The 26,883-nt window shown below is 72.8% G+C and carries 23 protein-coding genes; 15 read left to right on the top strand and 8 right to left on the bottom strand.

What is annotated here, in order from left to right; genetic code table 11:
• The first annotated feature begins 191 nt into the window (after positions 1-191).
• Together ACUP6Y_RS01420 and ACUP6Y_RS01415 are read left to right on the top strand one after the other, a co-directional pair.
• Positions 192-698 (top strand): SigE family RNA polymerase sigma factor, encoded by a 507-nt coding sequence (locus ACUP6Y_RS01420; protein ID WP_462553818.1) that lies wholly within the window; start codon positions 192-194, stop codon positions 696-698.
• Positions 691-1,329, top strand: coding sequence for a hypothetical protein (locus tag ACUP6Y_RS01415; RefSeq protein ID WP_462553817.1), 639 nt, complete (start codon positions 691-693; stop codon positions 1,327-1,329). The genes ACUP6Y_RS01420 and ACUP6Y_RS01415 overlap by 8 nt, the downstream gene beginning before the upstream one ends.
• A 26-nt stretch (positions 1,330-1,355) precedes the next feature.
• Here the strand turns inward: ACUP6Y_RS01415 and ACUP6Y_RS01410 are convergent, their stop codons facing one another.
• The 3 genes from ACUP6Y_RS01410 to ACUP6Y_RS01400 form a co-directional block, all read right to left on the bottom strand.
• Positions 1,356-1,946, bottom strand: a complete 591-nt coding sequence (locus ACUP6Y_RS01410) for a hypothetical protein (RefSeq protein ID WP_462553816.1) — start codon at positions 1,944-1,946, stop codon at positions 1,356-1,358.
• 63 nt (positions 1,947-2,009) lie between these two features.
• Positions 2,010-2,771, bottom strand: a complete 762-nt coding sequence (locus tag ACUP6Y_RS01405) for an enoyl-CoA hydratase-related protein (protein ID WP_462553815.1) — start codon at positions 2,769-2,771, stop codon at positions 2,010-2,012.
• Between the two features lie 110 nt (positions 2,772-2,881).
• The gene (locus ACUP6Y_RS01400) at positions 2,882-4,072 is read right to left on the bottom strand and encodes a RimK family alpha-L-glutamate ligase (RefSeq protein ID WP_462553814.1); all 1,191 of its coding nucleotides are present in this window, start codon (positions 4,070-4,072) and stop codon (positions 2,882-2,884) included.
• A 53-nt stretch (positions 4,073-4,125) separates the two neighbouring features.
• On the opposite strand from ACUP6Y_RS01400, the gene ACUP6Y_RS01395 reads away from it, so the two are divergent.
• On the top strand, positions 4,126-4,596 hold the full coding sequence (locus ACUP6Y_RS01395) for an ATP-dependent zinc protease family protein (protein WP_462553813.1): 471 nt from the start codon (positions 4,126-4,128) through the stop codon (positions 4,594-4,596).
• Positions 4,583-5,548 carry a succinylglutamate desuccinylase/aspartoacylase family protein gene (locus ACUP6Y_RS01390; RefSeq protein ID WP_462553812.1) on the top strand — a complete coding sequence of 322 codons (966 nt, stop codon included), beginning with the start codon at positions 4,583-4,585 and terminating at the stop codon, positions 5,546-5,548. Before ACUP6Y_RS01395 ends, ACUP6Y_RS01390 begins: the two co-directional genes overlap by 14 nt.
• Before the next feature lie 55 nt (positions 5,549-5,603).
• Here ACUP6Y_RS01390 and ACUP6Y_RS01385 read toward each other — a convergent pair whose 3' ends face one another.
• A complete protein-coding gene (locus ACUP6Y_RS01385; protein WP_462553811.1) occupies positions 5,604-8,687 on the bottom strand; it encodes an Ig-like domain repeat protein in 3,084 nt (1,027 codons plus the stop codon).
• 170 nt (positions 8,688-8,857) lie between these two features.
• Between ACUP6Y_RS01385 and ACUP6Y_RS01380 the strand changes: the two genes are divergently transcribed.
• From ACUP6Y_RS01380 to ACUP6Y_RS01340, 9 genes are all read left to right on the top strand, one after another.
• On the top strand, positions 8,858-9,877 hold the full coding sequence (locus ACUP6Y_RS01380; protein ID WP_462553810.1) for a helix-turn-helix domain-containing protein: 1,020 nt from the start codon (positions 8,858-8,860) through the stop codon (positions 9,875-9,877).
• Positions 9,878-9,956: 79 nt separating this feature from the next.
• Positions 9,957-10,433, top strand: a complete 477-nt coding sequence (locus ACUP6Y_RS01375; RefSeq protein WP_462553809.1) for a hypothetical protein — start codon at positions 9,957-9,959, stop codon at positions 10,431-10,433.
• Positions 10,424-11,470: a molybdopterin-dependent oxidoreductase gene (locus ACUP6Y_RS01370; protein WP_462553808.1), complete on the top strand. Its 1,047-nt coding sequence runs from the start codon at positions 10,424-10,426 to the stop codon at positions 11,468-11,470. Before ACUP6Y_RS01375 ends, ACUP6Y_RS01370 begins: the two co-directional genes overlap by 10 nt.
• A 97-nt stretch (positions 11,471-11,567) precedes the next feature.
• Positions 11,568-12,251: a fasciclin domain-containing protein gene (locus tag ACUP6Y_RS01365; RefSeq protein WP_462553807.1), complete on the top strand. Its 684-nt coding sequence runs from the start codon at positions 11,568-11,570 to the stop codon at positions 12,249-12,251.
• A gap of 50 nt (positions 12,252-12,301) precedes the next feature.
• On the top strand, positions 12,302-12,910 hold the full coding sequence (sigK, locus tag ACUP6Y_RS01360; protein ID WP_462553806.1) for an ECF RNA polymerase sigma factor SigK: 609 nt from the start codon (positions 12,302-12,304) through the stop codon (positions 12,908-12,910).
• On the top strand, positions 12,907-13,644 hold the full coding sequence (locus tag ACUP6Y_RS01355) for an anti-sigma factor (protein ID WP_462553805.1): 738 nt from the start codon (positions 12,907-12,909) through the stop codon (positions 13,642-13,644). The genes sigK and ACUP6Y_RS01355 overlap by 4 nt, the downstream gene beginning before the upstream one ends.
• Positions 13,644-16,952 (top strand): FAD-dependent oxidoreductase, encoded by a 3,309-nt coding sequence (locus tag ACUP6Y_RS01350; protein ID WP_462553804.1) that lies wholly within the window; start codon positions 13,644-13,646, stop codon positions 16,950-16,952. The genes ACUP6Y_RS01355 and ACUP6Y_RS01350 overlap by 1 nt, the downstream gene beginning before the upstream one ends.
• Positions 16,949-18,175, top strand: coding sequence for a class I SAM-dependent methyltransferase (locus ACUP6Y_RS01345; protein ID WP_462553803.1), 1,227 nt, complete (start codon positions 16,949-16,951; stop codon positions 18,173-18,175). Before ACUP6Y_RS01350 ends, ACUP6Y_RS01345 begins: the two co-directional genes overlap by 4 nt.
• Entirely contained in the window at positions 18,172-18,990 is an 819-nt protein-coding gene (locus ACUP6Y_RS01340; RefSeq protein WP_462553802.1) for a DUF1295 domain-containing protein, read from the top strand. The genes ACUP6Y_RS01345 and ACUP6Y_RS01340 overlap by 4 nt, the downstream gene beginning before the upstream one ends.
• A gap of 148 nt (positions 18,991-19,138) precedes the next feature.
• On the opposite strand, the gene ACUP6Y_RS01335 is transcribed toward ACUP6Y_RS01340, so the two are convergent.
• Positions 19,139-21,460 carry a glycosyltransferase family 2 protein gene (locus tag ACUP6Y_RS01335; RefSeq protein WP_462553801.1) on the bottom strand — a complete coding sequence of 774 codons (2,322 nt, stop codon included), beginning with the start codon at positions 21,458-21,460 and terminating at the stop codon, positions 19,139-19,141.
• Positions 21,461-21,579: 119 nt separating this feature from the next.
• Here ACUP6Y_RS01335 and ACUP6Y_RS01330 point away from each other — a divergent pair, with 119 nt between their 5' ends.
• Both ACUP6Y_RS01330 and ACUP6Y_RS01325 read left to right on the top strand, forming a co-directional pair.
• A complete protein-coding gene (locus ACUP6Y_RS01330; protein WP_462553800.1) occupies positions 21,580-23,127 on the top strand; it encodes a chitinase in 1,548 nt (515 codons plus the stop codon).
• On the top strand, positions 23,124-23,888 hold the full coding sequence (locus ACUP6Y_RS01325; protein WP_462553799.1) for a tyrosine-protein phosphatase: 765 nt from the start codon (positions 23,124-23,126) through the stop codon (positions 23,886-23,888). The genes ACUP6Y_RS01330 and ACUP6Y_RS01325 overlap by 4 nt, the downstream gene beginning before the upstream one ends.
• 45 nt (positions 23,889-23,933) lie before the next feature.
• Here the strand turns inward: ACUP6Y_RS01325 and ACUP6Y_RS01320 are convergent, their stop codons facing one another.
• The 3 genes from ACUP6Y_RS01320 to ACUP6Y_RS01310 are packed head-to-tail and all read right to left on the bottom strand — an operon-like array spanning position 23,934 to position 26,842.
• The gene (locus ACUP6Y_RS01320) at positions 23,934-24,578 is read right to left on the bottom strand and encodes an MBL fold metallo-hydrolase (RefSeq protein ID WP_462553798.1); all 645 of its coding nucleotides are present in this window, start codon (positions 24,576-24,578) and stop codon (positions 23,934-23,936) included.
• The gene (locus tag ACUP6Y_RS01315) at positions 24,575-25,678 is read right to left on the bottom strand and encodes an S-(hydroxymethyl)mycothiol dehydrogenase (protein ID WP_462553797.1); all 1,104 of its coding nucleotides are present in this window, start codon (positions 25,676-25,678) and stop codon (positions 24,575-24,577) included. Before ACUP6Y_RS01315 ends, ACUP6Y_RS01320 begins: the two co-directional genes overlap by 4 nt.
• Positions 25,679-25,723: 45 nt before the next feature.
• Entirely contained in the window at positions 25,724-26,842 is a 1,119-nt protein-coding gene (locus ACUP6Y_RS01310; RefSeq protein ID WP_462553796.1) for a YihY/virulence factor BrkB family protein, read from the bottom strand.
• Positions 26,843-26,883 lie beyond the last annotated feature (41 nt).

The raw sequence follows: 26,883 nt of genomic DNA, 5'->3' as shown, positions 1-26,883 counted from the left end.
GTTGACGGCATTGGGGCTAGGTCGGCGAGAGTCGCGTCGGCGGCCCACGGTCGGCCCCGGCGTCGAAGGTGTTCCATGCCCGCCTTCGCGACCCTGTGACCCAGGAATCAGGACGGTGATGCAACCCTCAGGGGGCACAGCGGCCTTGAGGTAGTCATGAACACGAAGTCTCGGGAGGGGGTGAGCGGCGCGTGGACGCCGAGTTCGCCGCATTCGTGGCGGCGAAGCAGCACGGCCTCCTGCGCTACGGCATGCTCCTGACCGGAGGCGACCCCCACACCGCCGCCGACCTCACCCAGGAGACCTTCCTGCGGCTCGGCCGGCGCTGGCGGCACGTCCGCGACGTCGAGCACCAGGACGCCTACGCCCGCCGCACCATGACCCGCCTGTGGTGGACCCGCAGCAAGCGCGACCGGCGCGAGCAGCTGCGCGCCGAGCTCGAGGAACGGGCGGTCGGCGACGCCGGGCCGGACTGGGAGTCCGACGTATGGGCCGCCCTGCAACAGCTGCCGCCGCGACAGCGCGCCGTGCTCGTGCTGCGCTACTACGAGGACTGCTCCGAGAAGGAGATCGCCGAGGTCCTCTCCTGCCGGCCCGGCACGGTCAAGAGCCAGGCCAGCCGCGGGATGGCGAGGCTGCGCCGGCTGATGGGCGCGGACCTGCCCGACGACACCGTGGGGAGGTCGGCGCATGAGTGACCTCGAGAAGGCGCTGCGCGACTTCGTCCGCGGCGGCGACGTCCCCGTCCCGCACGTCCCCGACCTGCTCGAGCGGGTGGCCGCCGCCCAGCGCCGGCACCGGCAGCGCCGGGTGGCCGGTGTCGCGGCCACGGCCTGCGTGGTCGCCGGGCTCGGCGTGGCGGGCGTCCTCCTGCACGGCGAGCGCGACCACGCCCCCGGCCCGGCCGCCTCCCCTGCCTGCGGCACCGTGACCATCCGGGCGACCGGGGTGAGCACTGCCGGTGCCGACACCGCGATGCCCCGCGACCTCGTACTGCTGCTCGACGGCCCCGCGGCCCGCCCCTGTGTTCTCGGGCAGGGCGTGCGGATCACCGTCGGCACCGGTACGACGGCGACGCGCACCACCATCCCCGCCACCCTCGCCCCGGTCGTCCTCGACGTCGGGCAGCACGCCGCGCTGCACGCGTCCTGGCGCAATTGGTGCGGCGAGGCGAGTCCGGTCGTTCGGGTCGGCTTCCCCGACGGCTCGACCGCCGAGGCCCAGCTCACCGAGGACACCCCCGCCTGCACGGACCCGGCGACGCCGTCGGTCCTGGAGTTCAGCACTGCCCAGCAGGGGGATGTGCAGCCCGACGGACAGCGGCCCTAGATGACTGATTCCCGGGGGTCAGTCATCTAGCGCATCTTGACCGAGTTGGCGGCGGCGTCGAGCGCCCCGAAGTTCCCGGAGCTCGCGACGTAGCCGTACGACGCGCCGCCGTACGACGCGTGGTTCCACACCTTGAACTCGCAGCTGGCGTAGCCCACCCCCGAGCGGATCCGGTTGCGCCACGCGGCGGTGAGCGTCGGCCAGGCCCAGTCGACGTCGGGGTCGTCGTCGCAGCCGCTGGGCGCCTCCATGACCAGCGCGGCGCCGGTGCGGTTGAGGCCGTCGTAGAAGATCGCGGTCACGGCCGACGCGAGGGACGCACCGGGGGCAGGCAGGCCGGGTGCCCGGGCCGCTCCGGTCAGGCCGGCCTCGATCGCGGCCACCGTGCGCGGGTCGGCCAGGTCGGCGGTGGTGAGTCCGTCGGCCGAGTGGCCGGTCACCGCCTGCAGCAGGGCGTCCGCGCTCGGGTAGCACTCCACCCGGCCCGTGGTCGCCCGCATCAGGCACGCCTCGTCGGCCTCCGACGCCGCGTGGGCCGTCGTACCTCCTGGCAGGACCGTCACCGCCACTGCCACCAGCACCCCCGCCGCCGCGAACCCACACTTCTTCCTGTTCACCACGTCCACCTCCCTTCCACGTCCATGCTCCGGATCGGGCCGCCGCAAACGCCGACGACGGATTCAGCCCTTCGTGCGGGTCAGGAAGGCGGTCATCGCCTCGCGAGCCTCGTCGGAGCCGAACAGCCGCGCGCTGAGCTCGACCAGCTCCTCACCCCGCGCGTCGATCCGCTCGAGCAGGTCGGCAGCGAGGAGCCGCTTGGTCTCGCGCAGGCCCTGGGCGGCGCCGGTGGCGAGCCTGCCGACCACGTCGTCGACCGTGGCCTGGAGGTCCGCGGCGGGTACGGCGAAGGTCGCGAGCCCGAATTCGGCGGCCTCGGCACCGGTGAACACCTCGCCGCCGAGCGCGGTCCAGGCCAGGGCGCGGGGGGTGAGGCGCGAGAACACGGTGAGCGAGATGACGGCGGGGGTGAGGCCGAGCTTGACCTCGGTCAGCGCGAAGGTCGCGTCGTCGGCGACCACGACGACGTCGGAGGCGGCGACGATGCCGATCCCTCCGGCGCGGGCGGCACCCTCGACGACGGTCACGACCGGCTTCGCCGAGGCGACGATCTGGCGCTGCAGGGCCACGATCGCGCGAGCGCCCTCCTGCATCGGCACCGTCGAGGCCTCGGAGAGGTCGGCACCCGAGCAGAACACCCGGCCCGAGGACCTCAGCACCACCACGCGGACGTCGGCGTCGTCGTCGGCCGTGGTCAGGTGGGCGACCAGCTCGGTGACCAGCTGGCGCGAGAGCGCGTTGCGGTTGTGGGGCGAGTCGAGGGTGATCGTCGCGATGCCGTCCGCGATGTCGAGGTGGACCAGCTCGGCGGGTGCGTCAGTCATGCGGGCCATCCTGCCCCGTCGTGGATCCGCGCTGGTCGGGGCCCGGATGGCGGGCTTCCCACAGGACCCATCCGTCACGCCGGTCGGGCAGGTCATGCGGCCGGCCCGGCTCACGCCTCGTGGATCGGGGTCTTCGGGAGCTTCTTGACCCGTGCCCGGCGCTTGGGGCGAGCGGGGATCATCGAGCGCATCTCCTCGAGCTTGCCGAAGCACAGCAGCCGGTCCTCGGCCTCCAGCACGTGGTGGGGGAACGGGTTGGGGATGACGATGGTGCCGCGGTGCAGGGTGAGCACGGTGATGTCGCGGTCGCGCAGGCCCGAGTCGCCGATCGACTTGCCGACGAGGTCGGCGTCGCCGTGGACGACGAGCTCGGCGACGCCGTACCCGGTGGAGACCGACAGCCGCTCGCGGACGTCGATCTGCGGGAAGGCGACCTGGTTGTCGATGTGGTCGATGATGGCGCCGGCGACGTCGAGCTTGGTGGCGGTCTCGATGCCCTCCAGGCCCGGGGAGGAGTTGACCTCCATCACGAGCGGGCCGGACTTGGCCTCCAGCATGTCGACGCCGGCGACCTTGAGACCCATGATCTGCGCGGCGCGGACGGCGACCTGTTCGTACGCCGGGTCCAGCTCCACCGGCTCGACGCTGCCGCCGCGGTGGACGTTGGAGCGGAACTCGTCGCCCTGCGCGACCCGTCGCATGGCCGCGACCACGCGGTCGCCGACGACCAGGGCCCGCACGTCGCGACCGCGCGACTCCTTGACGAAGCGCTGGATGAGGACCTGCTGCTTGGTGCTCTGCAGGGTCTCGATGATCGCCTCGGCGACCTTGATGCTCGGGGCGAGGATGACGCCGATGCCCTGGGTGCCCTCGAGCAGCTTGATCACGACCGGCGCGCCGCCGACCCGCTCGATCGCGGGGATCACGTCGGCGCGGTCGCGCACGAAGGTCGTGGCCGGCATGCCGATGTTGTGGCGCGAGAGGATCTGGGTGGCGCGCAGCTTGTCGCGCGAATTGGCGATCCCGTTCGCGGTGTTGGGCGTGTAGACGTCCATCTGCTCGAACTGGCGCACGACCGCCGTACCGAAGTAGGTGATCGAGTTGCCGATCCGCGGCAGCACGGCGTCGTAGTCCGAGAGCTGCTTGCCGCGGAACTGCAGGTCCGGCTCGTCGCTCGACAAGTCGATGGCGAAGCGGAGCGTGTTGAGCACCTTCACCTGGTGTCCCCGGTCGAGGGCGGCGGTGCGCAGGCGCTGGGTGCTGTAGGACCGCGGAGCGCGGGAGAGGATCGCGAGCTTCATACCCGACCTGATTGGATTGCGGTGTGGTCAGTACACATTCAAGCAGCCCGCCGGTGGTCGCCGGCTGGCGCGAGTGGGTGCGTCTGCCCGGCCTCGGCGTGGGACCGGTCAAGGCCAAGCTCGACACCGGTGCCCGCTCCTCGGCCCTTCATGCCTTCGACCTCACCGCCTTCGAGCGCGACGGGGCGGACTGGGTCCGCTTCTCGGTCCACCCCTGGCAGCGCTCCGCCGAGGACGCGGTGGACGTCGAGTGCCCGGTCCACGACCGGCGTACGATCCGCAGCTCGACGGGACACACCCAGGAGCGCTTCGTCGTCCTCACCGAGCTCGAGCTGCTCGGGACCACGGTGAGCACCGAGGTGACCCTGACCCGCCGCGACGAGATGGGCTTCCGGATGCTGGTGGGGCGCGAGGCCCTGCGCCAGGGCTTCCTCGTCGACTCGGGCCGCTCCTACCTCGGCGGTCGGCCACCGCGGAAGGTACGCCGCAAGAACCGCGGGGTGGTGCCGCGTGGCGTTGCGTGAGTCCTTCGCGATCGGCACCGTGCGGGTCCGGACCGGCTCGGCCAAGGAGGTCGAGCTGCCGATCACCCGCCTGGTGACCGGCGGCGACATCAGCCTGCCGGTACGGGTGGTCCACGGGCGGGAGGCCGGGCCGACCGTCTGGGTCAACGCCGCCATCCACGGCGACGAGGTGATGGGCGTCGAGGTGGTGCAGCAGATCGTGGCGAGCCTGTCGCCGAAGACGCTGCGCGGCACCCTGCTCGCCGTACCCGTCGTGAACGTGTTCGGATTCATGACGGGCGACCGCTACCTCCCCGACCGGCGCGACCTCAACCGATCGTTCCCCGGCTCGGCGCGCGGCTCGCTGGCCAGCCGGATCGCGCACCTGTTCATGACCGAGGTGGTCGGCAAGTGCGACGTCGGCATCGACCTGCACACCGCGGCCGACCGGCGCAGCAACCTGCCCCAGATCCGCGCCGACCTCGACGACCCCCGCACCCGCGAGCTCGCCGAGGCGTTCGGCGCGCCGGTCATGCTGCACGCCCGGCTGCGCGACGGCTCGCTGCGCCAGGCCGGCCGCGACCGCGGCGCGCGGGTCCTGCTCTACGAGGCCGGCGAGGCGATGCGCTTCCAGGCCGAGCCGATCGCCGTCGGCGTCGGCGGCGTACGACGGGTGCTGGCCTCGCTCGACATGATCGACCCCGATCCCGCCTGGGCCGACCATCCGGCGCCGGCCGAGTCCCGCTCCAGCGCCTGGGTCCGCGCCCGCGGCACCGGCATCTTGCACCTCGAGGTCAGGCTCGGCGAGCGCGTCGAGACCGGTCAGCGCCTCGGTGGGCTCTCCGACACCTTCGGGCGCCGGGTGCGGCTGGTCCACGCCGACCGCGACGGCATCGTGATCGGACTGACCCGGGCCCCGATCGTCAACGCGGGCGACGCGCTGGTCCACATCGCCACGCCGGTGACGCCGTAGGCGACGGGGGATCTGTCAGGGAGTCCATGCAGCCGGTCGACCCCGGCCCGCCAGGTCACGCACGGCGTACCCGGAGCCTCTTCGACAGATCCGGCGCGATGGACCGGGGCCGGGAGCCGACGTACCGGACCCGGACGACGTTGTCGCCCTCGAGCAGCCGTTGCCGTTTCGCCGTCAGCCGGTAGCCGCCGTTGCGGACCACCGTCGCCTTCGCGACGACGACCCCGTTGACGATCAGCTGCACCTTGCGGCCGGCGACCGGCGGGGCGCCCTTGGTTCCCCTGACGGTGCCGGTGACGACGAGCCTCCTGCCCTTCTTGACCGTCGTGTGGGCGGCCCTCGCCTTCGTCTTGGCGCCGTGGCGACGTACCTCGACGTCGACCGTGGCGGACAGCGAGCCGCCGTGGACCGACGACGTCGGGGCGTACTGGGCGGTGACCCGGTGCCGGCCGAGCGCCAGGCCCGTCATCGTCAGCCAGGCCCGGCCGGAGTCGTCGATCGCGATCGCAGCGCCGTGGGCGAGGCCGTCGACCCGGAACTGCACGGTGCCCTGCGGCGCCCCGGAGTGGGCCGCGACCGTGGCGACCCACTTGATCCTCCCCCTGCGATGCGTGATGAGTACGTCGCCCGCGAGGCTCACCTGCGTGGCGATGGCGGCGACCTGCTGGGTGGCCGGCTGGCTCGTCGACGGGTCGAAGACCTCGTCGCCCAGGTAGCCGGCCGTGATCTGGCGGTGCCCGCCGGCGACCGGTGCGGGCAGGGCCACCTCCGCCGTGCCGTCGGCGCCGAGCGTGATCGGCGCGCCGAGGGTGTTGCCGTCGGCGCGCAGCTGGACCTGCCCGCCGGGAGCGACGTCGGCGCGTCCGGTCGGGACGACCGCGACCCGGGCGTGCGAGACCGCGCCGACGGCGGTGGTGGCCTCGACCAGCTCCAACGTGGTCTTCGACGGCGATCCCGAGACCGTGGTCCGGGCGACGTTGCTGAGCCCGCCGCTCACGGTGCCGTCGCCGCCGTACACGGCCTCCAGGGCGTGGGCCCCGCGGGGCAGCCGGAGCCGGGTACGCACCGTGCCGTCCGCACCGAGCTCGACCGGCACGCCGATCTCGACGTCGTTGTCGCGGATCGTCACGGTGCCGCTGGGTGGCGCCGCCGCTCCCGCGGCCGAGGCGGCGACGTCGACGATGGTGTCGGTGCCGGCATCGACGTCCTGGTTGAGGATCGACAGCCGCACCTGGGTGTCGCCGATCCGGGTCCGCTCCTCGGTGACTGCGGAGGTGGTCAGCGAGAGGTACTCGCGGGAGTCGAAGCGGTACTGGTTCGCGACGTCGGTGACGCCCACGAAGAGGTGGTAGGGCCCGAACCGGTCCATCACCTCGGGGTCGGTGATGTCGTCGTCGGTCACCAGGTAGGTGCGGCCGCGCGCGTTGTCGATCGCCTCGGCGGGCTGAGCGCCCCGCTGCCGGTACCACTGGTAGCGGAGGACGACGGGCTCGCTGCTCTCCCGCGTGTCCCACCAGGAGTCGTCCGGGTCGTCGGCCTCGGCACTGAGCACGTCGCCGATCGTCGGCGCGACGCCCGGTTCGGTGGTGTTGGTGATCTCGGGCCGCCTGCCCGGGTCGAGCACGCTCGGGGCCGCCGCCGAGCAGGCCTTCCAGTCCCACGAGTTGTAGACCGACATCAAGGTGTCCGGCTCGCCGGCGGTCGGGTCGCTGGAGTAGGGGACGTTGAGCACCGAGAAGGCATCGGTCTGCCAGGGGTTGAACCCACCCGTCTGCGTGTGGAACCGCCATGCCGCCCGCACCCGCAGCGCGGCCGTGCTGACGGTGGCCCGGGCGTAGCGGCGGGGTGGCACCGTCCAGGTCACGTCCTGGCTGAAGGTGTGGCTCTTGGTCCAGGTCTTGCCCCACTCGCTCGAGGTGGTCACCGTGACGTCGCCCGAGGTGATGAACACGTCGTAGCTGGCCTTGACCGCGACCGAGAGGCTGTGGGTCTCCGACGCGCTGAACGCGTTGGTGCCGCTGCTCCCGAGCGTCGTGGTCATCGGCTCGTCGCCGCCGTTGTAGATCACCCGTGCCGAGGGCGGCGGGTCCGTCGTGCCCGAGCCACCGCCACCGCCGTCGCCGTCGTCCCCGTCGTCACCGCCGACCGACTCGTCCGGACCCGCCGCGCATCCGTTGGTGATGGTGGTGGGGGTGACCTGCTGGTTGAGCTGCAGGTTGTCGATCCGGCTCCAGTCGGAGACCTCGGCCCCGGACTCGTCGTGAAGCTTGCCGGCGCAGGTGCTCCTGCCGTTCGGGCTGGCGCAGACCGCGAGCGCGTGGACGAGCGCGGCGCTGAAGAGGGCGTCCGCGATCTGTCGCCGCTCGCCCTCGGTGCGATGACGCGGATAGCCCGACCCGTAGCTGAACAGGTTCCACTCGGCGTTCTCCTTGTCCATGCGGGAGTTGGCGCCCACGATGGCGCCGATGTCGGACGGGTTCTGGCCGCACTCGAACAGCCGGCCGCCCCGGCCCGTCTGGCCGAGGACGTAGAGGCCGTCGGCCTCCGCGCCGTAGCAGAGGTCGGCCACGTCGCCGCCCCCGGCGCTGCGGAGGTAGAACTTGGTCCGCCGGCCCTCGGCCCGGGTCGGGTTCTGGTAGAGCGCCCACGGATCCCAGGCACCCGGGGTGGTGTCGATCGCCTCGTCCTCGCGCCCCACCAGCTCGACGTACCAGCGCTGGTCGGCGATCGCCGAGCAGTCCTCCAGCGTCACGCCCTTGTCGATGGCGATCGGGTCGGTGATCACGGCGTGCGCCTGCAGGCACTGCTCGCCGCCCGCACCGTCGACCGTGCTGTGCTGGACCACGCGGAAGGTGCCCTGCCACGGCTGGCCGCTGTTCGACGGCGCGGCGGTCGCCATCTCGATGTCCCAGGACGGGGAGTCGTCGGTGGGCCGGTTGTTGACCGGATCCTCCTCCGGGTCGGCGTCGTCGGCGTACCCCGAGCTGAACTGGAGGCATTCCAAGACGTCGCCCGGCACGCAGTTGTCCGTCGCGCCCTCCTCCGCGTGTGCCGCGGGCGCGGAGGCCAGGAGCGCGATCAGCAGGCCGAGCGTGACGAGTGGAGCGAGCCACCAGGCGGCCCGAGATCGTGGGGACATGACGGGTCTCCGATCAGGGAGGATCAGGGAGGGGGAGCAGTCGGGTCAGGAGTCGAGACCCGGAGGGGGTGTACCTGTGGCAGGTTAGGACGCGGGGTTTGGCGCCGTACGGCCATGACGTGAACCCGCCACGGTCGACGGCATCGACGACGGCAGATGCGAGGAAACCGATGAGCACGCTCCCCTCAGGGCCCTCCGGACCGGACGACGGCGTATCCGCCCGGACCGCGCTGCCCGCGCTGTTGCGTTGGCGTCCGGTCAACACCACGGAGGCGGCCGAGGTCCTCGGTCTCACCGAAGCGGCGACCGAGCGCTGCCTGGCCGCGCTGGCCGAGCGGGGCTACCTGGTCTGGGACGGGGAGAGCCTCGGCTACCAGTCCCCGGAGCAGCGCACCATCGCGCAGGTCGGCGACCGGCTCGACGGCGTCCGCCGGCGACTCGACGATGTGGAGTGCCTGCTGCAGGAGCTCCCCGCCCTGGTCGAGAACTGGGCGCTGCGCTCCCACCTCGACGACCCGCACGTCATCGAGGTGATCCGCGGGCCGGTGCCGATGGCGGAGATCTGGACGCGCCAGCTGGCATCGCAGCCACCGCAGCGGATCAGCATGTTCATGCCCGAGGTGGTGGGCGTCGCGGACGTCGGCGCCGACCCCGAGGAGGCCGAGGCGTACCTGGTCGAGATGGGGGTGGACGTCCGGGTGGTGGTCGCCAGCGCCGCCGTGTCGGACCCGGACCCGGCGCGCGCCTTCGCCGGGATCGCGTCGTGTGCCAAGGTCCGCATCCACCCCCGGGTGCCGAGCTGGATGATGGTCTCGGAGCACATGGCCGCGCTCCCGATCCAGTGGGGACGTGCCGACCTCGTCGACCTCGTCCTGGTCGGCAACCGGTCCATCGCCCGGGCGTTGACCGGCTACTTCGACCTGCTGTGGACCGAGTCCGTCCCGGCGCCCGGCCGCAGTCCCGCGACCGCGGTGGCCGAGTGGGACGCCCTGCTGGGCCTGCTCGAGCACGGCGCCACCATCGAGTCGGCGGGCCGGGCGCTCGGCCTGTCGGCCCGCACCGCACAGCGCCGGATCCGCGGTGCGATGGCGCACTACGGAACGCAGAGCCAGTTCGCTCTCGGGGCGGCCTGGACGCGCGACGTCGCCGCCCGGCGAACGGTCGACGGCTCGAAGAAACCTCCGCGCTGATCGCGGCGTCGGAGACCGTCGTGCAGCACTGCTGACCTCCCGGGCGATCCGGCGGGGTGGTCGGCGACGAACCACTCCCATGAGGATGCGACTGCTCGGGACACTGCGCTGGGCCTGGTACGGCGTCCTGGCGACTCTCGTCGGGATCGGGCTCGCCCACCTGGTGGCCGCCCTCACCGCTCCGGCGACGTCACCGGTCCTGGCCGTGGGCTCGGCGGTGATCGACCGGACGCCGACGCCGATGAAGGAGTGGGCGATCCGCACCTTCGGCAGCGCGGACAAGACCGTGCTGGTGGGCTCGGTGCTCGCGGGCGTGCTGGTGCTGGCGGCGCTGGCCGGGATCCTGGCGCGCCGGCGACCGGCGGCCGGGGCCGGGCTGCTGGTGGCACTGGTCGCCGTGGCGGGCGCGGCCGTGCTGAGCCGCCCGGACGCGGGTCCGCTCGACCTGCTGCCCTGCCTCGTCGCGGCGCTCGCCGCGCCGGCCGCGCTACGGCTGCTGGCCCGGGCCGACAGGGGGCGGCGGCCGAGGCGGCAGGGCGGCGCGGCGTGCTGCTGACGATCACCGCGCTCGCCGCCACGGCCGCGGTGAGCGGCCTGGCCGGCCGCCTGGTCTCCGGGCTGCGCGCCCGGCCCGAGGACGTCGCCCTCCCGAAGCCGGCCGATCCCGCGCCGCCGCTGCCGCGCGGCCTGGACGACCAGGTGCCCGGCATCACCCGGTTCCGGACACCGGCCGCGGACTTCTACCGGGTCGACACCCGCCTCGACGTCCCCGTCATCGGCGCCGACGACTGGACGCTGACCATCGACGGCGACGTGGACCGGAAGGTCACCTTGAGCTTCGACGAGCTGCTGGCGATGCCGCTCGTCGAGCGCGACATCACGCTGACCTGCGTGTCCAACAGCGTCGGCGGTCCCTACGTGGGGGCGGCGCGCTGGCTCGGCGTCCGGCTCACCGACGTACTGGCCCTCGCGGGGATCGGGAGCACGAAGGCCGACCAGATCCTGTCGACCGACTTCGCCGGCATGACGATCAGCACGCCGCTCGCGCTGGCCACCGACGGCCGCGACGCCCTGGTCGCGGTCGGCATGAACGGCAAGCCGCTCCCGCGCGAGCACGGCTTCCCGGTGCGGCTGGTGATCCCGGGCCTGTACGGGTTCATCAGCGCCACCAAGTGGCTGCGCCGACTCACCCTGACGACGTACGACGACCAGCAGGCCTACTGGACCGAGCGCGGCTGGGCGACCGACGCGCCGATCAAGATCAGCGCGCGCATCGACACCCCGAAGGCGCTCGCCGAGCTCGACGCCGGGGACGTCGTCGTCGGGGGCGTGGCCTGGGCCCAGGAGCGCGGGGGCATCGCCGGCGTCCAGGTCCGCCTCGACGGCGGCCCGTGGGTCGACGCGCAGCTGGGACCCGACGGCGGCGACGACTACTGGCGGCAGTGGTTCCACCGCTGGTCCGCCGAGCCGGGCTCGCACCGGATCGCGGTCCGCGCGGTCGCCGGGAACGGTGAGCCGCAGGCCGCCGTCCGCGCCGAGCCGTTCCCGAACGGCGCGAGCGGGCTGCACGAGCTCCTCGTCCGGGTCTCGTGACGGTTGCCGCGCAACCTCCTCGACCTCCGGCCAACCAATCCGGTTCGGCCACCGCGACGAATCACCTGCACACCGACCTCTACGGAAGGGCACCACCATGAAGCTCCACCGCCTCACCCGCACCGCCGGCGCCACCGCCGCCGTCCTCGCCCTGTCGGTCTCCCTGGCCGCCTGCGGTGACGACGGCGACAGCGACGCGAACGACGCCGGCAGCACGCCGTCCACCGACAGCGGCATGACCAGCGACTCCCCGAGCACCGAGGAGGGCGCGGCCGCCCAGACCTTCGGCCCCGGCTGCTCCGCGGTCCCGACCTCGGGCGCCGGCTCCTTCGACGGCATGGTCAAGGACCCGGTGGCCACCGCGGCGAGCAACAACCCGCTGCTCAGCACCCTGGTCACCGCCGTCACGAGCATCGACGGACTCGCCGACACGCTCAACGGCGCCGCGGCGCTGACCGTGTTCGCGCCGTACGACGACGCCTTCGCCGCGATCCCGGAGAAGGACCTCAACGGCATGGTCATGGAGGGCAAGGAGAAGGGCCAGGACAGCGCGCTCTACAAGGTGCTCGCCCACCACGTGCTCGGCGCGAACGACGACCCGACGGCGCTCGTCGGCGACCAGGAGACCCTCGCGGGCGACCAGCTGACCATCGAGGGCGACCCGGAGAGCGGCATGACCGTGTCCGACGGCACCGTCACCGCCAAGATCCTCTGCGGCAACATCCCGACCGCCAACGCGACCGTCTACGTCATCGACCAGGTTCTCACCGGGGTGAAGTGACCCGTTCCGGGCACTCCCCAGCGCACACCCGAACCGGAAGGATCACACCTATGGATCCGGCCCCCGGCGACCCGGCCGGCGTCCCCCACGTGGGGGCGCCGGCCGGCGGTCACGGCCCCGACCTCGGCCCGCTGCTGCAGCGCGCCGCCCGCGGCGACACCGCCGCCTTCGCCACCCTGTACGACGCCACGGCGGCCCGGGTCCACGGCCTGGTGCTGCGCGTGGTGCGCGACCCGGCACAGGCCGAGGAGGTCACCCAGGAGGTGTTCCTCGAGGTCTGGCGCCAGGCGAGCCGGTACGACGCCGCTCGGGGCAGCGCGCTGGCGTGGCTGATGACGATCACCCACCGCAAGGCGGTGGACCGGGTCCGCAGCGCGGAGGCCGCGAGCCGGCGCGACGTGACCTACGAGCAGACCCACCGCTCGATCGAGCACGACACCACCGCCGAGGCGGCGCACGCGTCGCTCGAGGCGCGCCGGGTCCGGACGGCGCTCGGCCAGCTCACCGAGGTGCAGCGCGAGGCGATCGAGCTCGCGTACTTCGGCGGCTACAGCCACACCGAGGTGGCCGCCCTCCTCGACCTGCCGGTCGGGACCGCGAAGACCAGGATCCGCGACGGCCTGATCCGGCTGCGCGACACGATCGGAGTAGGCCGATGACCGATCACGACCAGACCCACGGATGGGACGTCCACGCGCTGTCCGGCGCGTACGCCGTCGACGCGCTCGACGAGCTCGAGCGGGCCCGCTTCGAGACCCACCTGGCCCAGTGCGCCGACTGCCGCGAGGAGGTCGACGGCCTCCGCGAGGCCGCCGCCCTGCTCGGCACCGCCGACCTCGTGGAGCCGCCGGTCGCCGTCCGCGACCAGGTGCTGGCCGGCATCGGGCGGATCCGCCCACTGCCCCCGCAGCCCAGCGTCGGGACGGTGGCGGCCCTGCGCCGTCGCACCCCGCTGCTGATCGCGGTGGCCGCCGCCGTCGTGCTCCTGCTCGGGGTCGGCCTAGTCTGGCTCCGCCCCTGGGCCGGCGACGAGCAGCCGCCGACGCTCACCGCCGCCGAGCGGATCCTCAACGCCGCCGACGCCAGCACCGTCGAGAAGTCCTTCCCCGACGGGTCGACCGCCACCATCGTGGTCTCGCGCAGCGAGGGCAAGGCACTGATCCGCACGACCGACATGGCGCTGGCGCCCGACGGCAAGGCCTACGAGCTGTGGCTGCAGACGCCGGCCGGCGACATGGTCCCGGCCGGGCTGATGCCCGACGAGCCGGACACGACGTACGTCCTCGACGGCGACGCGTCCGAGGCCACCGGCGTCGGCATCACCGTCGAGCCCGACGGCGGCTCGCCGGCACCGACCACGACCCCGATCGCGCTCTTCGCCCTGGACTCGTGATGACCACCACGACCTCCGGTGCGATCGCCGTGGTGGGCTCCGGCGTCGCCGGGCTCACCGCGGCGTACCTCGCCGCGCGCACCGGCGCCCACGTCACCCTCCTCGAGGCCGACGACCGGCTCGGCGGGCACGCCGACACGCACCTCGTCACCGACCCGACCGGCCGGGAGCTGCGCATCGACAGCGGGTTCATCGTCCACAACCGGCGCACCTACCCGGTGCTGGTGCGGATCCTCGACGAGCTCGGCGTACCGACGCAGGAGTCGGAGATGTCGATGTCGACCAGCGACGAGGTCACCGGCCTGGAGTGGGCCGGCGCGCTGGGACGGCGCGGGCTGTTCCCCGCCGGCGCGGGCAACCAGCGCAACCCGGCGTACCTGCGGATGCTGACCGAGGTCCCGCGCTTCCACCGGGCCGCACGCCGCCTGCTGACCTCCTCGGGCGACGACCTCACCACGCTGGCCGCCTTCCTCGACGCGCACGGCTTCTCGCCCTACTTCCGCCGGCACTTCGTGGAGCCGTTGGTCGCGGCGGTGTGGTCGTGCGACCCGGACACGGCACTGGACTACCCGGCGGCGTACCTCTTCGCGTTCCTGCAGCACCACGGCATGCTCGCGGTCCTCGGCTCCCCGCCCTGGCGCACCGTCACCGGCGGCTCGGCCACCTATGTCACCGCGATCGCCGCCGCGGTCGAGGCGGCGGGCGGCCGGATCCGCACCGCCACCCCCGTCCACGCCGTCGAGGAGACCGACGACGGCGTCGAGATCACCACGCCCACCGGACGGGAGACGTACGACGCCGTGGTGGTCGCGACGCACCCGGACCAGGCGCTCGGGATGCTCGCGGCGCCGACCCGGGAGCAGAAGGAGGTGCTCGACGCGATCCCGTACTCGAGCAACACCGCGCTGCTGCACACCGACACCCGGCTGCTGCCGCGGGCCCGGGACGCCTGGGCGTCGTGGAACTTCCGCCGTCCGCGAGTCGCACAGGAGGGGGTCCAGGTGACCTACGACCTGACCCGGCTGCAGCGGCTGCCCACCGACACGCGTTACCTGGTGACGCTCGGCGGCGAGGACGCCGTCGACCCCGCGACCGTGCTGGTGCGGCGCGACTACGCGCACCCGCTCTACACACCGGCGTCGGTGGCCGCGCAGGCCCGGCTGCCGCAGATCGACACCGACCGGATCGTGTTCGCCGGGGCATACCACGGTTGGGGGTTCCACGAGGACGGCGCGCGCTCGGGGCAGCGGGCGGTCGAGCGGATCCTCGGGGGTGCGGGTTTCTCAAGGGATGCAGCCAAACCTGCACTTCCCACGCCATATTTGAACAGGGATGTGCAGGTTTCTCGACATCCCTTGAGAAACCCGCACGCCCCGGCCGCGACCACCTACGCCACGACCCTGACCCACCGCCGCCGCGAGCCGCTCCGCAACGCCTTCACCCACCGCTCGCACCTGAGCGTGGTCGATCTCGACCGGGTCGCGACGGACGGGACCGTCGAGGGCGCGCCGGGCCGGTTCGAGGGTCGCGACCACTTCACCGGAGACACCCGATCGGTGCGGGAGGGTCTCGACCGGTTCCTGGCCGGGCACGGCATCGACCTGCGCGGCGGGCGAACCCTGATGGCCGCTCAGCCTCGGGCGTTCGGGCACTGCTTCAACCCGATCTCGGTGCATTGGTGCTGGGCGGACCCGGCCGGGGAGGGCACCCCGGACGCGACGGTCGTCGAGGTCCACAACACCTACGGCGAGCGCCACGCCTACCTGCTGGAGACCGACGACGAGGGACGGGGCACCGTGACCAAGGCGATGTACGTGTCCCCCTTCCACGGGACCGACGGGCACTACGAGGTGGTCGCGCCGCCGCCCGACCCGGACACCGGCCGACTGCGGATCGCGGTCCGCCTGGTCACCGACGACGGTGCCCGCTTCGACGCGGCCCTCGCCGGCGAGCCCTGCGATCCGCCGTCGCTGCCGCTCGCCGGTCTGCGCGGTGCCGCGCTGATCCGGGCGCACGGCGTGGCGCTGTGGGCCCGGCGGCTTCCCGTCCGGCCACGCCCCGCCGATCCCGAGCACGTCCGCACCGGCGGGCCGGCGGCGCGGATCGCCGAGTGGCTGTTCCGCCGGGCGATCGGCAGGCTCGACGTGACCGTCCGGCTGCACCACGCCGACGGCGCGGAGGAGGTGCTGGGTCGCGGCGGCCCGGCGGTCGTCGTACGGCGGCCCGACGAGCTGTTCGCGCGCCTCGGCCGAGACCAGCTGATCGGGTTCGGCGAGGCCTACGTGAGCGGCGCCTGGGCCGAGGACGGCGAGCCGGGCGACGGCGTGCTCGGCGACTTCCTCACCGTGCTGGCCGCGGAGCTGACGACGCTGGTGCCGGCGCCGCTGCAGCGGCTGCGCTCGCTCGTGGTGCCCCGGCTCCCGCACAGCCAGCGCGGCACCCGCGAGAACGCGCGGGTCAATGTCGCGCACCACTACGACCTGTCCAACGACCTGTTCGCGACCTTCCTCGACCCGACTCTGTCCTACTCCAGCGCGCTGTTCGCCGACCCGGCGAGCGCCGGAGCCGACGACCTGGTCGCCGCTCAGCACCGCAAGTACGACCGGCTGCTCGACCAGGCCGGTGTCACGGCGGGCACCCGACTGCTGGAGATCGGCACCGGCTGGGGCGAGCTCGCGATCCGCGCCGCCGCCCGCGGCGCGACGGTCCGGTCGATCACGCTGTCGGTGGAGCAGCGGGAGCTGGCCCACGAGCGGATCGCCGCCGCCGGGTACGCCGACCGGGTCACCGTCGACCTGTGCGACTACCGGACGCTGCTCGACGAGCCCGGCGCGGCATACGACGCGGTGGTGTCGGTCGAGATGATCGAGGCGGTGGGCCGGGAGTTCTGGCCGGCGTACTTCCGCACGCTCGATCACGTCCTCGCACCCGGCGGGAAGGTCGCGCTGCAGGCGATCACGCTGCCCCACGACCGGATGCTCGCCACGGCGTCGACGCACACCTTCATCACCAAGTACGTCTTCCCCGGCGGCGCGCTGCCGTCGGTGCGGGCGATCGACGAGGTGACCCGGGCGCACACGACGCTGCGGATCGAGGAGGACCTGGCGATCGGGCCGCACTACGCGACCACGCTGCGGCTGTGGGACGAGGCGTTCACGGCGGCCCGCACCCGGGTGGTCGGGCTCGGCTTCGACGAGACCTTCCTGCGGATGTGGCACTTCTACCTGGAGTACTGCCGGGCCGGGTTCGCCGCCGGCTATATCAACGACCACCAGCTCACGCTGGTCCGGCCCGGGGAGGTCCGGTGAGCACCGCGGGCCGGCTCGCCGACGCGCTGCGGCCCTTCGTCGGCGGCGACCTGCCGGTGCGCCTGGTCGCCTGGGACGGCACCGTCGCCGGCCCGGTGGACGCACCGGTCGTGGAGCTGCGCTCCCCCGACGCGCTGCGGCGGCTGCTCTGGCACCCCGGCGAGCTGGGGGCCGCGCAGGCCTACGTGACCGGGGAGCTCGACGTACCCGGCGACCTGGACGCGGCCCTGACCCATGCCTTCGCGGTGGCGGCCCACCGCGACCTCCCGCGGCGAGCGTCACTCGGCGCGCTGGCCGGCGCGCTGCGCACCGCCGTCGGCCTGGACCTGATCGGCCGGCCACCGGCGGCGCCCGCCACCCAGGCGCGGGTGCGTGGGCGGCTGCACAGCAAGGACCGGGACCGCCGGGCGATCAGCCACCACTACGACACCACCGCCGACTTCTACGCGTTGATCCTCGACGAGCGGACCATGGCGTACTCCTGCGGCTACCACTCCTCGCCCGACCAGCCGCTCGCCGACGCGCAGGAGGCCAAGCTGGACCTGGTCTGCCGCAAGGTCGGCCTGGAGGCCGGGATGCGGCTGCTCGACGTCGGCTGCGGCTGGGGCTCGCTGTCGCTGCACGCGGCGGAGCACTACGGCGCGCGCGTCGTCGGCGTGACCATCTCGGCGGAGCAGCGCCGGTTCGCGGAGGCCGCGGCCCGGCGCCGGGGAGTCGCCGACCGCGTGGAGATCCGGCTGTGCGACTACCGCGACGCGGTGCCGGTCCCGGGCGCCGAGTACGACGCGGTCGCCTCGCTCGAGATGGGCGAGCACGTCGGCGAGCGCAACTACCCGGCGTACGCCCGGGTGCTGCACGACTCCGTGCGCCCCGGCGGCCGGGTGCTGGTGCAGCAGATGTCGCGCGGCGCGAGCCATCCCGGCGGCGGGCCGTTCATCGAGTCCTTCATCGCACCGGACATGCACATGCGCCCGGTCGGCGCCACCATCGGCCTGCTGGAGGCGGCCGGGCTGGAGCTGCGCGGCGTGGAGGCGCTGCGCGAGCACTACGTGCTGACCGTCGCCGGCTGGCTGGAGCGCTTCGAGGAGAACCTGGACGCGATCACCGCGCTGGTCGGCGAGGAGCTGGTCCGGGTCTGGCGGCTCTACCTGGTCGGCGGCTCGATGGCCTTCCGCGACGGGCGGATGGGCGTCGACCAGCTGCTGCTGAGGCGGTCCGCATGACGGTGGTGCTCAGCATCGTCCTCTCGATCGTCCTCTCGGTCGCCGCGGCGGCGATCGTGATGACGGCGACCGCGGTGGTCGCGCGCCGCCAGGGACGGGTGGCCGTCGTCGACGTGGCCTGGGGGGCCGCGTTCGCCGTCGCGGCGCTCGCGTGTGGGGCGGGGGCGGCGGCCGGGGACGCGGGCTCGGGCCCGCGGACCTGGCTGCTGGTCGCCCTCGTCGTGCTCTGGGGCGGCCGGCTGGCCTGGCACATCGGCCGACGTACGGCCCGGCACGACGGCGAGGACCCGCGCTACGAGAAGCAGCTCGGCGGCACCCTCGCCGACGTCGGGATGGCCCGCGCCGTGCGGAAGGTGTTCGCGCTGCAGGGCGCGCTGGTCCCGGTGATCGCGCTGCCGGTCTCGGTCGGGGTGGTGCTCTCCGTGCGCTGGGTCCCGGTCGTGGTGGCCGGCGTGGTGGTGTGGGCGGTCGGGCTGTTCTTCGAGGCGGTGGGCGACGCCCAGCTGGCGGCGTACCGCTCCCGGCCGCGCGAGGAGCGCCCGCAGGTCCTCGACACCGGGCTGTGGGCCTGGACCCGGCACCCCAACTACTTCGGCGACGCCTGCGTGTGGTGGGGCCTGTGGCTCGCCGGCGGGCTCGCCTCCGGCTGGGTCGCGGGCCTGGCCACGGTCGTCGCGCCGCTCGCGATGACCTGGTTCCTCAGCGAGGCGACCGGCGCCAAGCTGATCGAGCAGACCATGATGCAGCGGCCCGGCTATCCGGCGTACGCCGCCCGGACGGCGCGGTTCGTCCCGCGACCGCCCCGCCGTGACTGACCGGCGGCGCGGGCCTCGGGTCGGCGCTGGCGGTTTCTCAAGGGATGCAGGCAAACCTGCGCTTCCCGTGCCAAATTTGAACGGGGAAGTGCAGGTTTGCCTGCATCCCTTGAGAAACCCGCGCCCCGCCCCCGGCCCCGCCTCAGCGTCAGCGCCGCCGCGCGGTCCGCGGGCGGGCGATCCGCCTGCGCCGGTCGCCCTTGCGGCGCAGGTCGCGCCCGAGCCTGCGGTCACCGTGGTAGAGGATGCCCTGCCAGTCGACGGGTCCCGGACCGGTCGGCTCGGCGAGCACCGGAGCCGGTTTGCGGACGGGCACGAACAGCCAGTTGACGACGCCCATGGCCATGTCGACGATCGAGCTGCGCAGGCCGATGTAGGCCCGGATCGCGGCGGCGGCGAGGACCGCGTTGAACAGCGCGAACGCCAGGTTGCCCCAGTTCTCGTGCTGGTAGCTGCGCCAGGCGGTGATCAGCGAGTAGATCACCACCAGGTAGGGCACCAGCACGTGCAGGCCCGGGGCCGCCGTCCGGTTGCGGACCTTCGGGGTGCGCGCGAACGGGATCTTCTCGCCGGTGAACGCCTGCTGGACGGACTTGAGCACGCCCGCGAGGTTGACGGGCAGCAGGACCAGGTTGAAGCCGTAGATCCGGAACACGTCGAGCCGGCGATGGCCGCACAGGCGCAGGTCGCTGGCCATGCACAGGAAGTACGGCAGTGCGGCGCCGATCACCAGCGGCGAGAGCAGCCGGCCGTCGTACGGGTAGAACAGGAGCAGCAGGAGCGCGAAGGTCGCCCAGGCGATCGAGGCCATGTAGTTGAGCCGGAGCGTGAACTCGCCCCACCGGATCGGCAGGCCCGCCGCGGCGCGCGGCCTGCGCTGCGCCCAGAACTTGGGGAAGATCAGCAGCCCGCCGTTGGCCCAGCGTCGGCGCTGCACGACCAGCGAGCCGAAGTCGGGCGGGGTGGCGCTGTAGCTCAGCCGCTCGGGGTAGTTGACCAGCCGCCAACCTGCGGCGGCGAGGTCGATGCTCGACTCGGTGTCCTCGATGACGGTGCGGTCCTGGATGTAGGTCCGGATCTCGAAGCCGCCCACGGTCTCGACCTGCACGATGTCGTCGAGCGCGCGGCGCCGGATCACGGCGTTCGCGCCCACCCAGAAGGTCGCGTCGTGGTAGGTCATGCCCTGGTGCAGGATGTGCTGGATGTCGGTGGTGGCACCGGCGATCCGCTCGATCCGGGTCGGAGCTCCTCGGTACGACGAGTACGGCGTCTGCGTGATCGCGACGTCGTCGTTCTCCGGCTGCTCGAGGAAGTAGACCAGGCGCAGGCAGTAGTCGCGCAGCAGCTGGGAGTCCGCGTCGAGGGTGAGGACGTACTCGCTGCCGGGGATGACGAGGTCCCCGTCGCGGGCGTCCTCCGGCGCGATGCGGGACAGGAGCGTGCCCTCGGCCGACTCGGCCGGCCGCCAGGTGGCGCCCATCAGGCCGAGGTAGGCGTTGATGTTCATCGCCTTGTTGGCCTCCTGGGACAGGGAGGCGTAGCGCTTGCGCTCGAAGCCCTCCAGCCGGGCCCCGAAGATCCACACCAGCCGGCGGTGCAGCTGGCGGACCCGCTCGGCGGGCATCTGTCCGCCCTGCTCGACGGCCGCCTCGATCGCGAGCAGCGAGAGCCGCAGCTCGCTGGCCAGGCCCATCAGCACCTGGTCGACGAAGAACTCCGCGACGTGGTCGGCGACCGTCTCCTGCTCGGCCATCTCCTCCAGCCACTCCGCGGCGGCGCGGTACTCCTCGGCCAGGGCGGCCAGCCGCCCGCGGCCGGCGACCGGGGCCGAGCCGAGCTCGCCGCACGCGACCTCGTAGGCGGCGACGGCCCGGTCGCGAGGGACGGCGAGAGCCGTCTCGATGTCGCCCGCGAGTGCCCGGGTGGCGTCGAGGCGGGCCGCCACCGCCGGGTCCTCGGGGAACGGCGGGTCGTCCACGAGGAGCACGACCCGCAGGTCCGGGTACTCCTGCAGCGCCGCGCTCCACAGGGTGAGCCGGACGACGTCGGGCTCCTCGGCGTACGACGGCACGAGGACCGTCAGCGGGTGGTGGGTGTCGGTGAAGTGCCCGTCCAGCAGGCCGCGGGGGACCCGCTGGTGGGCCCGGAACCGCTTGAGCGCCCCCTGGCGGGCGACGAGGTACATCAGCGCCGAGAAGCTGAGCAGGGTGACGACGGCCAGGTAGGAGATCGCCTCCATCGTGAACCGGAAGCCGCCGACGTCGTTGAGGAAGTGCCGCACGATCGTCGAGACCAGGTAGGCGAACCAGAACAGCACGGTCGCGGTGATCGCGATCCGGCCCCAGGTCAGCTTGGCGGTGCTGGGGCGCAGATGCACGATCGGCATCGGCTCGGACCGGCGCTCCGCCCCCCATTGCCGTCGGCGTACCGGCGCAGCCCTCTCGGCGCGCACGGTGGCACTCCCTCGCATGTGAACCCTCCCCGGCCCAGCTGCTGCCGTTCGTCCCCACGCCCGGCTCCCGCCTCGTAGGGTAGTCGCCGACCGGGCTGCGGGAGGGCGAACGGCGAACAACGAGGGATGGAGCGAGCGTGGGCTTGGTCGAGGGTCGACGCCTGTCATGGGCGCGTCTGGTGGTCGTCGTCCTGGTGGCAGGGGCGCTGGTCTTCGCCTCGTTGCGGGGCTGGCGGTGGTTCCAGGACGCCCGGGTGAAGGTCCCGCAGGACTCCTGGTTCGCGGGCTACGTCGACGTGACCGCGACCCCGTCGTTGCCCTTCGAGGAGCCGGAGAAGGGCGCCGGCGCCAATGCCGTGCTGTCCTTCGTGGTCGCGGCGAGCGACGACCCCTGCACGCCGACCTGGGGCACCCACTACACCCTGCCCGAGGCGGGCGAGCAGCTCGACCTCGACCGCCGGATCGCCCGGCTGCACCAGCTCGGCGGCACCCCCATCGTGTCCTTCGGCGGGCAGGCCAACACCGAGCTCGCCGTGGCCTGCACCGACCCCGACGACCTGTACGACGCCTACCGAGCCGTGGTCGGCCGCTACGACCTCGACGTCATCGACCTCGACGTCGAGGGCGCGGCGCTGTCGGACACGGCGGCCAACGAGCGTCGTACCGCCGCTGTCGCCCGACTCCAGGAGAGCACCGGCGTCGAGGTCTGGCTGACCCTGCCGGTGGCTCCCCAGGGGCTCACGGACGAGGGGCTCACGCTGGTGCGGTCCATGATCGGCGGCGGCGTCGACCTGACCGGCGTCAACGTGATGACCATGGACTACGGCGACAGCCGCGAGCGGGGCCAGGACCTCGGCGACACCGCGGTCGAGGCGCTGGAGAGCACCCACGAGCAGCTCGGCGACCTGTACGACGACGCCGGGGACCACCGCACCGCCGCCCAGCTGTGGCGCGCGCTCGGCGCGACCCCGATGGCCGGCCAGAACGACGTCGCCGGCGAGGTGTTCACCCTCGAGGACGCCGAGCGGCTCAAGTCGTTCGCCGACGGCAAGCGGCTCGGCCGTCTGTCCCTGTGGTCGCTCAACCGCGACCGGGAGTGCAGCAGCAACTGGCCCGACGTGACCAGGGTCTCGGACTCCTGCAGCGGCGTCGACCAGGACACCGGCGCCTTCGCGCGGCTCCTGTCCCGCCGGCTCGAGGGCGGCCCGGTGACCTCCTCCGCCGGCCCCACCGCCACCGCGACGCCGACCGCCACCGCCACGACCGACGACCCGGCCACCAGCCCCTACCCGGTCTGGGACCCCGAGGTGATCTACCTCGAGGACCAGCGGGTCGTGTGGAAGCAGAACGTCTACGTCGCGAAGTGGTGGACCAGCGGCGACGTGCCCGACGACCCGACGATCGAGGCGAGCGCCTCGGCGTGGCGCCTGATCGGCCCGGTGCTGCCCGGTGAGACGCCCGAGCCCAGCCCGACCGTCCCGGCCGGCACCTACCCCGAGTGGCGCGCCCGGGACGTCTACGAGGCCGGCGACCGGGTCCAGCTCCACGGCACGGCGTACGTCGCCCAGTGGTGGACCCAGGGCACCAGCCCCGAGGCCCCGTCGACCGCCGCCGCCCCGTCGCCGTGGCGGCCACTGACCCCCGACGAGATCGCCACCGGCCCCTCGCAGGGAGCGACCCCGTGACCGCACCGGCCGACCGCGAGCTGCTCCGCCTCGCCTCCGCCGACAACTTCCGCGACGTCGCCGGCACCGGCTACGCGACATCCGACGGCGGCGCGGTGCGCACCGGCGTGTTCTACCGCTCCAACGACCTGCGCCTCACCGACGACGACCACGGCCGGCTCGGCGCGCTCGGCCTACGTGCCGTGATCGACCTCCGCTCGCCCACCGAGGTCGCGCTCCACCCCGACCCGGCCGTGCCCGGGGCCGCGGCCCTGCACTTCGACGCGATCGGCATCCCGATGGAGCGGATGTCGGGCCTGCGGCGACGCGAGGACGCCGTCGCCCTGATGGACGACGTCTACCGCACCTTCGTCACCGAGGACCGCTCCCGTACGGCGTTCGGCGGCGTCCTGCGCCAGCTCGCCAGCGGCGGCCCCCAGCTCTTCCACTGCTCGGCCGGCAAGGACCGCACCGGCTGGGTCTCCGCGCTCCTGCTGCACATCGCCGGCGTCGACGACTCGACGATCGAGAGCGACTACCTGCTCACCAACGTCCGCAGCGCCGCGAGCCGGGCCCGGGTGGAGGCGGAGATCGCCGGCCACCTGGGCCCGGACGCGGTCGCCGTCTACGAGCCCACCCTGGTCGTCGCGACCGAGTACCTCGACACCGCGTGGGCCGCCGTCGACCGGCACTTCGGCGACCGGTCGTCGTACCTGCGCGACGGGTTGGGCCTGGACGACGACGTGCTGGGTCGGCTCCGCGGGCTGCTGCTCGCCTCCTGAGCCGGCCGGGCCGCAGCACGTTACAGCGCGGTGCGGCGGCCCGGGTCAGGCGCCCAGGTTCGCCAGCTCCGCGGCGATGGTGGTGTCCGCGCCGTGGCCGGTGTGGACCACCGTGTCGGCCGGGAGGTCGAACAGCCTCTTGCGGATGGAGTCCTCCAGGGTGGGCCGGTCGCTGAAGGAGCGGCCGGTCGCACCCGGACCCCCGTGGAACAGGGTGTCACCGGTGAAGACACAGCCCAGGTCCGGCGCGTACAGGCACACCGCCCCGGGCGCGTGACCCGGGGTGTGGAGCACCTGCAGCGTCGTACCGCCCACCTCGATCCTCTGCCCGTCGGCGAGGTCGACATCCCACAGGTACCCCTGGTCGCCCCCGTGGGTCAGCTCCCACAGCGGCCGGTCGTCAGGGTGCAGCAGGATCGGCGCCCCCGACCCGTCGTTGACCTTCTCCCGCAGCGCGGGGGCGACCCGGACGTGGTCGTCGTGGGCGTGGGTACACACGATGGCCTTGACCCGGCGGCCGGCGACCACGGCCAGGATGTCCTCCACGCTGTGCGGGGCGTCGATCACGATGCACTCGACCTCGTCGCCCACGACCCACACGTTGTTGTCGACCTCGAACGTCTCCCCGTCCAGAGAGAACGTGCCCGAGGTGACCGCGTGGTCGACCCGAGCAGTCGACGCAGCGCTCACAGGATCACCACGGACCGCAGCACGTCACCGTGATGCATCTTCTCGAACGCCGCCTCGATGTCGCCGAGCCCGATCTCCTCACTCACGAACGCGTCCAGATCCAGCCGACCCTGCTGATACAGGTCGACCAGCATCGGGAAGTCCCGCGAGGGCAGGCAGTCGCCGTACCAGGACGACTTCAACGCCCCACCACGACCGAACACGTCGATCAACGGCAGATCCGGGACCTTCATGTCCGGGGTCGGGACACCGACCAGCACCACCGTGCCCGCCAGATCCCGGGCATAGAACGCCTGCCGCCAGGTCTCGGGGCGACCGACCGCCTCGACCACCACATCAGCACCCTCAGCACCCTCGTAGGTCTCGCCGCAGATCCGCTTGATCTCCGCCACCGGATCCACAGCCGAGGAGTCGACGGTGTGGGTCGCACCCATCGCCTTGGCCTTCTCCAACTTCTTCGCGTCGATGTCGACCGCGATGATCGGACTGGCGCCCGCCAAAGCAGCACCCGCGATCGCGGCCACCCCGACACCACCACACCCGATGACCGCGATCGACCTCCCACGGCCCACCGCACCGGTGTTGATCGCCGCACCGATCCCGGCCATCACGCCACACCCGAGCAGACCCACCGCCGCCGGGCGAGCCGACCCGTCGACCTTCGTGCACTGACCCGCGGCGACCAGGGTCGTCTCCGCGAACGCGCCGATGCCCAGAGCCGGGGACAGCTCGGTGCCGTCCGCCAAGGTCATCTTCTGGGTCGCGTTGTGGGTGTTGAAGCAATACTGCGCCTCACCCCGCTTGCACGCCCGGCACTGCCCGCACACCGCACGCCAGTTCAGCACCACGAAGTCACCCGGCACCACGCCGGTCACGTCCGGGCCGACCGCCTCCACGATCCCGGAGGCCTCGTGACCGAGCAGGAACGGGAAGTCGTCGTTGATCCCACCCTCACGGTAGTGCAGATCCGTATGACACACCCCGCACGAGAGCACCTTCACCACCGCCTCGCCCGGACCCGGGTCGGGGACGTTGATGGTGACGACCTCGACCGGCGCACCCTTGGCCTTCGCGACGACGGCCTTCACCTGCTGACTCATGGGGAGTCCTCCTCATCCGACTGATCGTGTCAAGGACAACCGTAGTCAGCCGGACGGCGGCAGGTGCACCGGCTGGGTCGGCTCCTCGGCCGCCTCGGGGCGCGGCGGCCGGCCGGGGATGTGCTGCTTGTGGACCTTCTCGGTGCGCGGGTCGAGCACGATCTCGTGCGAGTCGCCGTCGCGCCCGTCGAAGCGCACCGCGACGGTCTCGAAGCCCTTGTGCCGTTGCATCTGGGCATACATGGCGTAGGCCCGGCGATCCGCCTCGGTGAGGTCGACCGAGTCGGTGAACGGCGTCAGCAGGGCGCGCGGCCACAGCTTGCGGGCGAGCACGACGTTGACCTCGATGCCCAAGACCCCCATGACCGCACCGATGTAGAGCAGACCCATCAGGCCGAGGACGACGCCGAAGGCCTCGGTCATGTTGTTGCGATGGGTACTGGCGATGACGTTGGTGACGTACCAGGTGCCGATCCACTGCAGGAACTGCCACAGCACCGCGACCGTGAACCCGCCCGGCGCGGCCCGGATCCCGCGGTCCCGGATCGCCCGAGCGGCAGCCATCCGCAACAGCACCGTCATCATCAGGCCGAGGAGGATCACCGACAGCAGCCGCACCAGCCAGTGGAACCAGCCGTGCGTGGACAGGTCGCCGACCAGCTTGGTCTCCGTCAGCACCGCGGAGCCGACGAAGACCGTGAAGATGGCCGTGCCGGCGACCGCCAGGATGAACAGGCTGTTGACCCGGGTCATCACCGGGTGCGGCCGGCTGTTGCGGGGCACCGCCCAGGCCGCGGACTGCACGTTCTGCAGGCCCAGGCCGAGCCCGAGCGCGCCGTACAGCGCCGTCAGGGAGCCGACGATGATGCCGCCCGTCGACCCCTGGATGCCCTCCGGCCGGCCGAGCGCGTCGCCGATGATCGGGAACTGCCCCAGCGCCGAGTCCAGGACCTGCTCCTGCAGCGTCTCGCGCCCCTCGAGGACGAAGCCGAGGATCGACGTACCGAGCAGCATGAGCGGGAAGATCGACAAGAACGCGTAGAAGGTCAGGATCGCCGCGAGGTAGTTGCCCTGGTCGTCGAAGAACTTGTAGACGACGGCAAGAGGGAAGCCGACAGCGGAGCGCTTCCGCTGCGCCCGATCCATGTCACCGACAACTCCCACAGGCGCAACCTATGACATCGCCCCCGCGCGCCACGGGAGGG

The sequence above is a fragment of the Nocardioides sp. S5-5 genome, assembly GCF_054954065.1.
This window is presented reverse-complemented; position numbering and strand designations above follow the sequence as displayed.

What these genes read in the sequence shown, in the direction of transcription:
- ACUP6Y_RS01415 (WP_462553817.1), top strand. Translation starts at nt 691, where the DNA reads ATGAGTGACCTCGAGAAGGCGCTGCGCGACTTCGTCCGCGGCGGCGAC.
- ACUP6Y_RS01405 (WP_462553815.1), bottom strand. Translation starts at nt 2,771, where the DNA reads ATGACTGACGCACCCGCCGAGCTGGTCCACCTCGACATCGCGGACGGC.
- ACUP6Y_RS01400 (WP_462553814.1), bottom strand. Translation starts at nt 4,072, where the DNA reads ATGAAGCTCGCGATCCTCTCCCGCGCTCCGCGGTCCTACAGCACCCAG.
- ACUP6Y_RS01385 (WP_462553811.1), bottom strand. Translation starts at nt 8,687, where the DNA reads ATGTCCCCACGATCTCGGGCCGCCTGGTGGCTCGCTCCACTCGTCACG.
- ACUP6Y_RS01380 (WP_462553810.1), top strand. Translation starts at nt 8,858, where the DNA reads ATGAGCACGCTCCCCTCAGGGCCCTCCGGACCGGACGACGGCGTATCC.
- ACUP6Y_RS01375 (WP_462553809.1), top strand. Translation starts at nt 9,957, where the DNA reads ATGAGGATGCGACTGCTCGGGACACTGCGCTGGGCCTGGTACGGCGTC.
- ACUP6Y_RS01365 (WP_462553807.1), top strand. Translation starts at nt 11,568, where the DNA reads ATGAAGCTCCACCGCCTCACCCGCACCGCCGGCGCCACCGCCGCCGTC.
- sigK (WP_462553806.1), top strand. Translation starts at nt 12,302, where the DNA reads ATGGATCCGGCCCCCGGCGACCCGGCCGGCGTCCCCCACGTGGGGGCG.
- ACUP6Y_RS01355 (WP_462553805.1), top strand. Translation starts at nt 12,907, where the DNA reads ATGACCGATCACGACCAGACCCACGGATGGGACGTCCACGCGCTGTCC.
- ACUP6Y_RS01350 (WP_462553804.1), top strand. Translation starts at nt 13,644, where the DNA reads ATGACCACCACGACCTCCGGTGCGATCGCCGTGGTGGGCTCCGGCGTC.
- ACUP6Y_RS01340 (WP_462553802.1), top strand. Translation starts at nt 18,172, where the DNA reads ATGACGGTGGTGCTCAGCATCGTCCTCTCGATCGTCCTCTCGGTCGCC.
- ACUP6Y_RS01335 (WP_462553801.1), bottom strand. Translation starts at nt 21,460, where the DNA reads ATGCGAGGGAGTGCCACCGTGCGCGCCGAGAGGGCTGCGCCGGTACGC.
- ACUP6Y_RS01315 (WP_462553797.1), bottom strand. Translation starts at nt 25,678, where the DNA reads ATGAGTCAGCAGGTGAAGGCCGTCGTCGCGAAGGCCAAGGGTGCGCCG.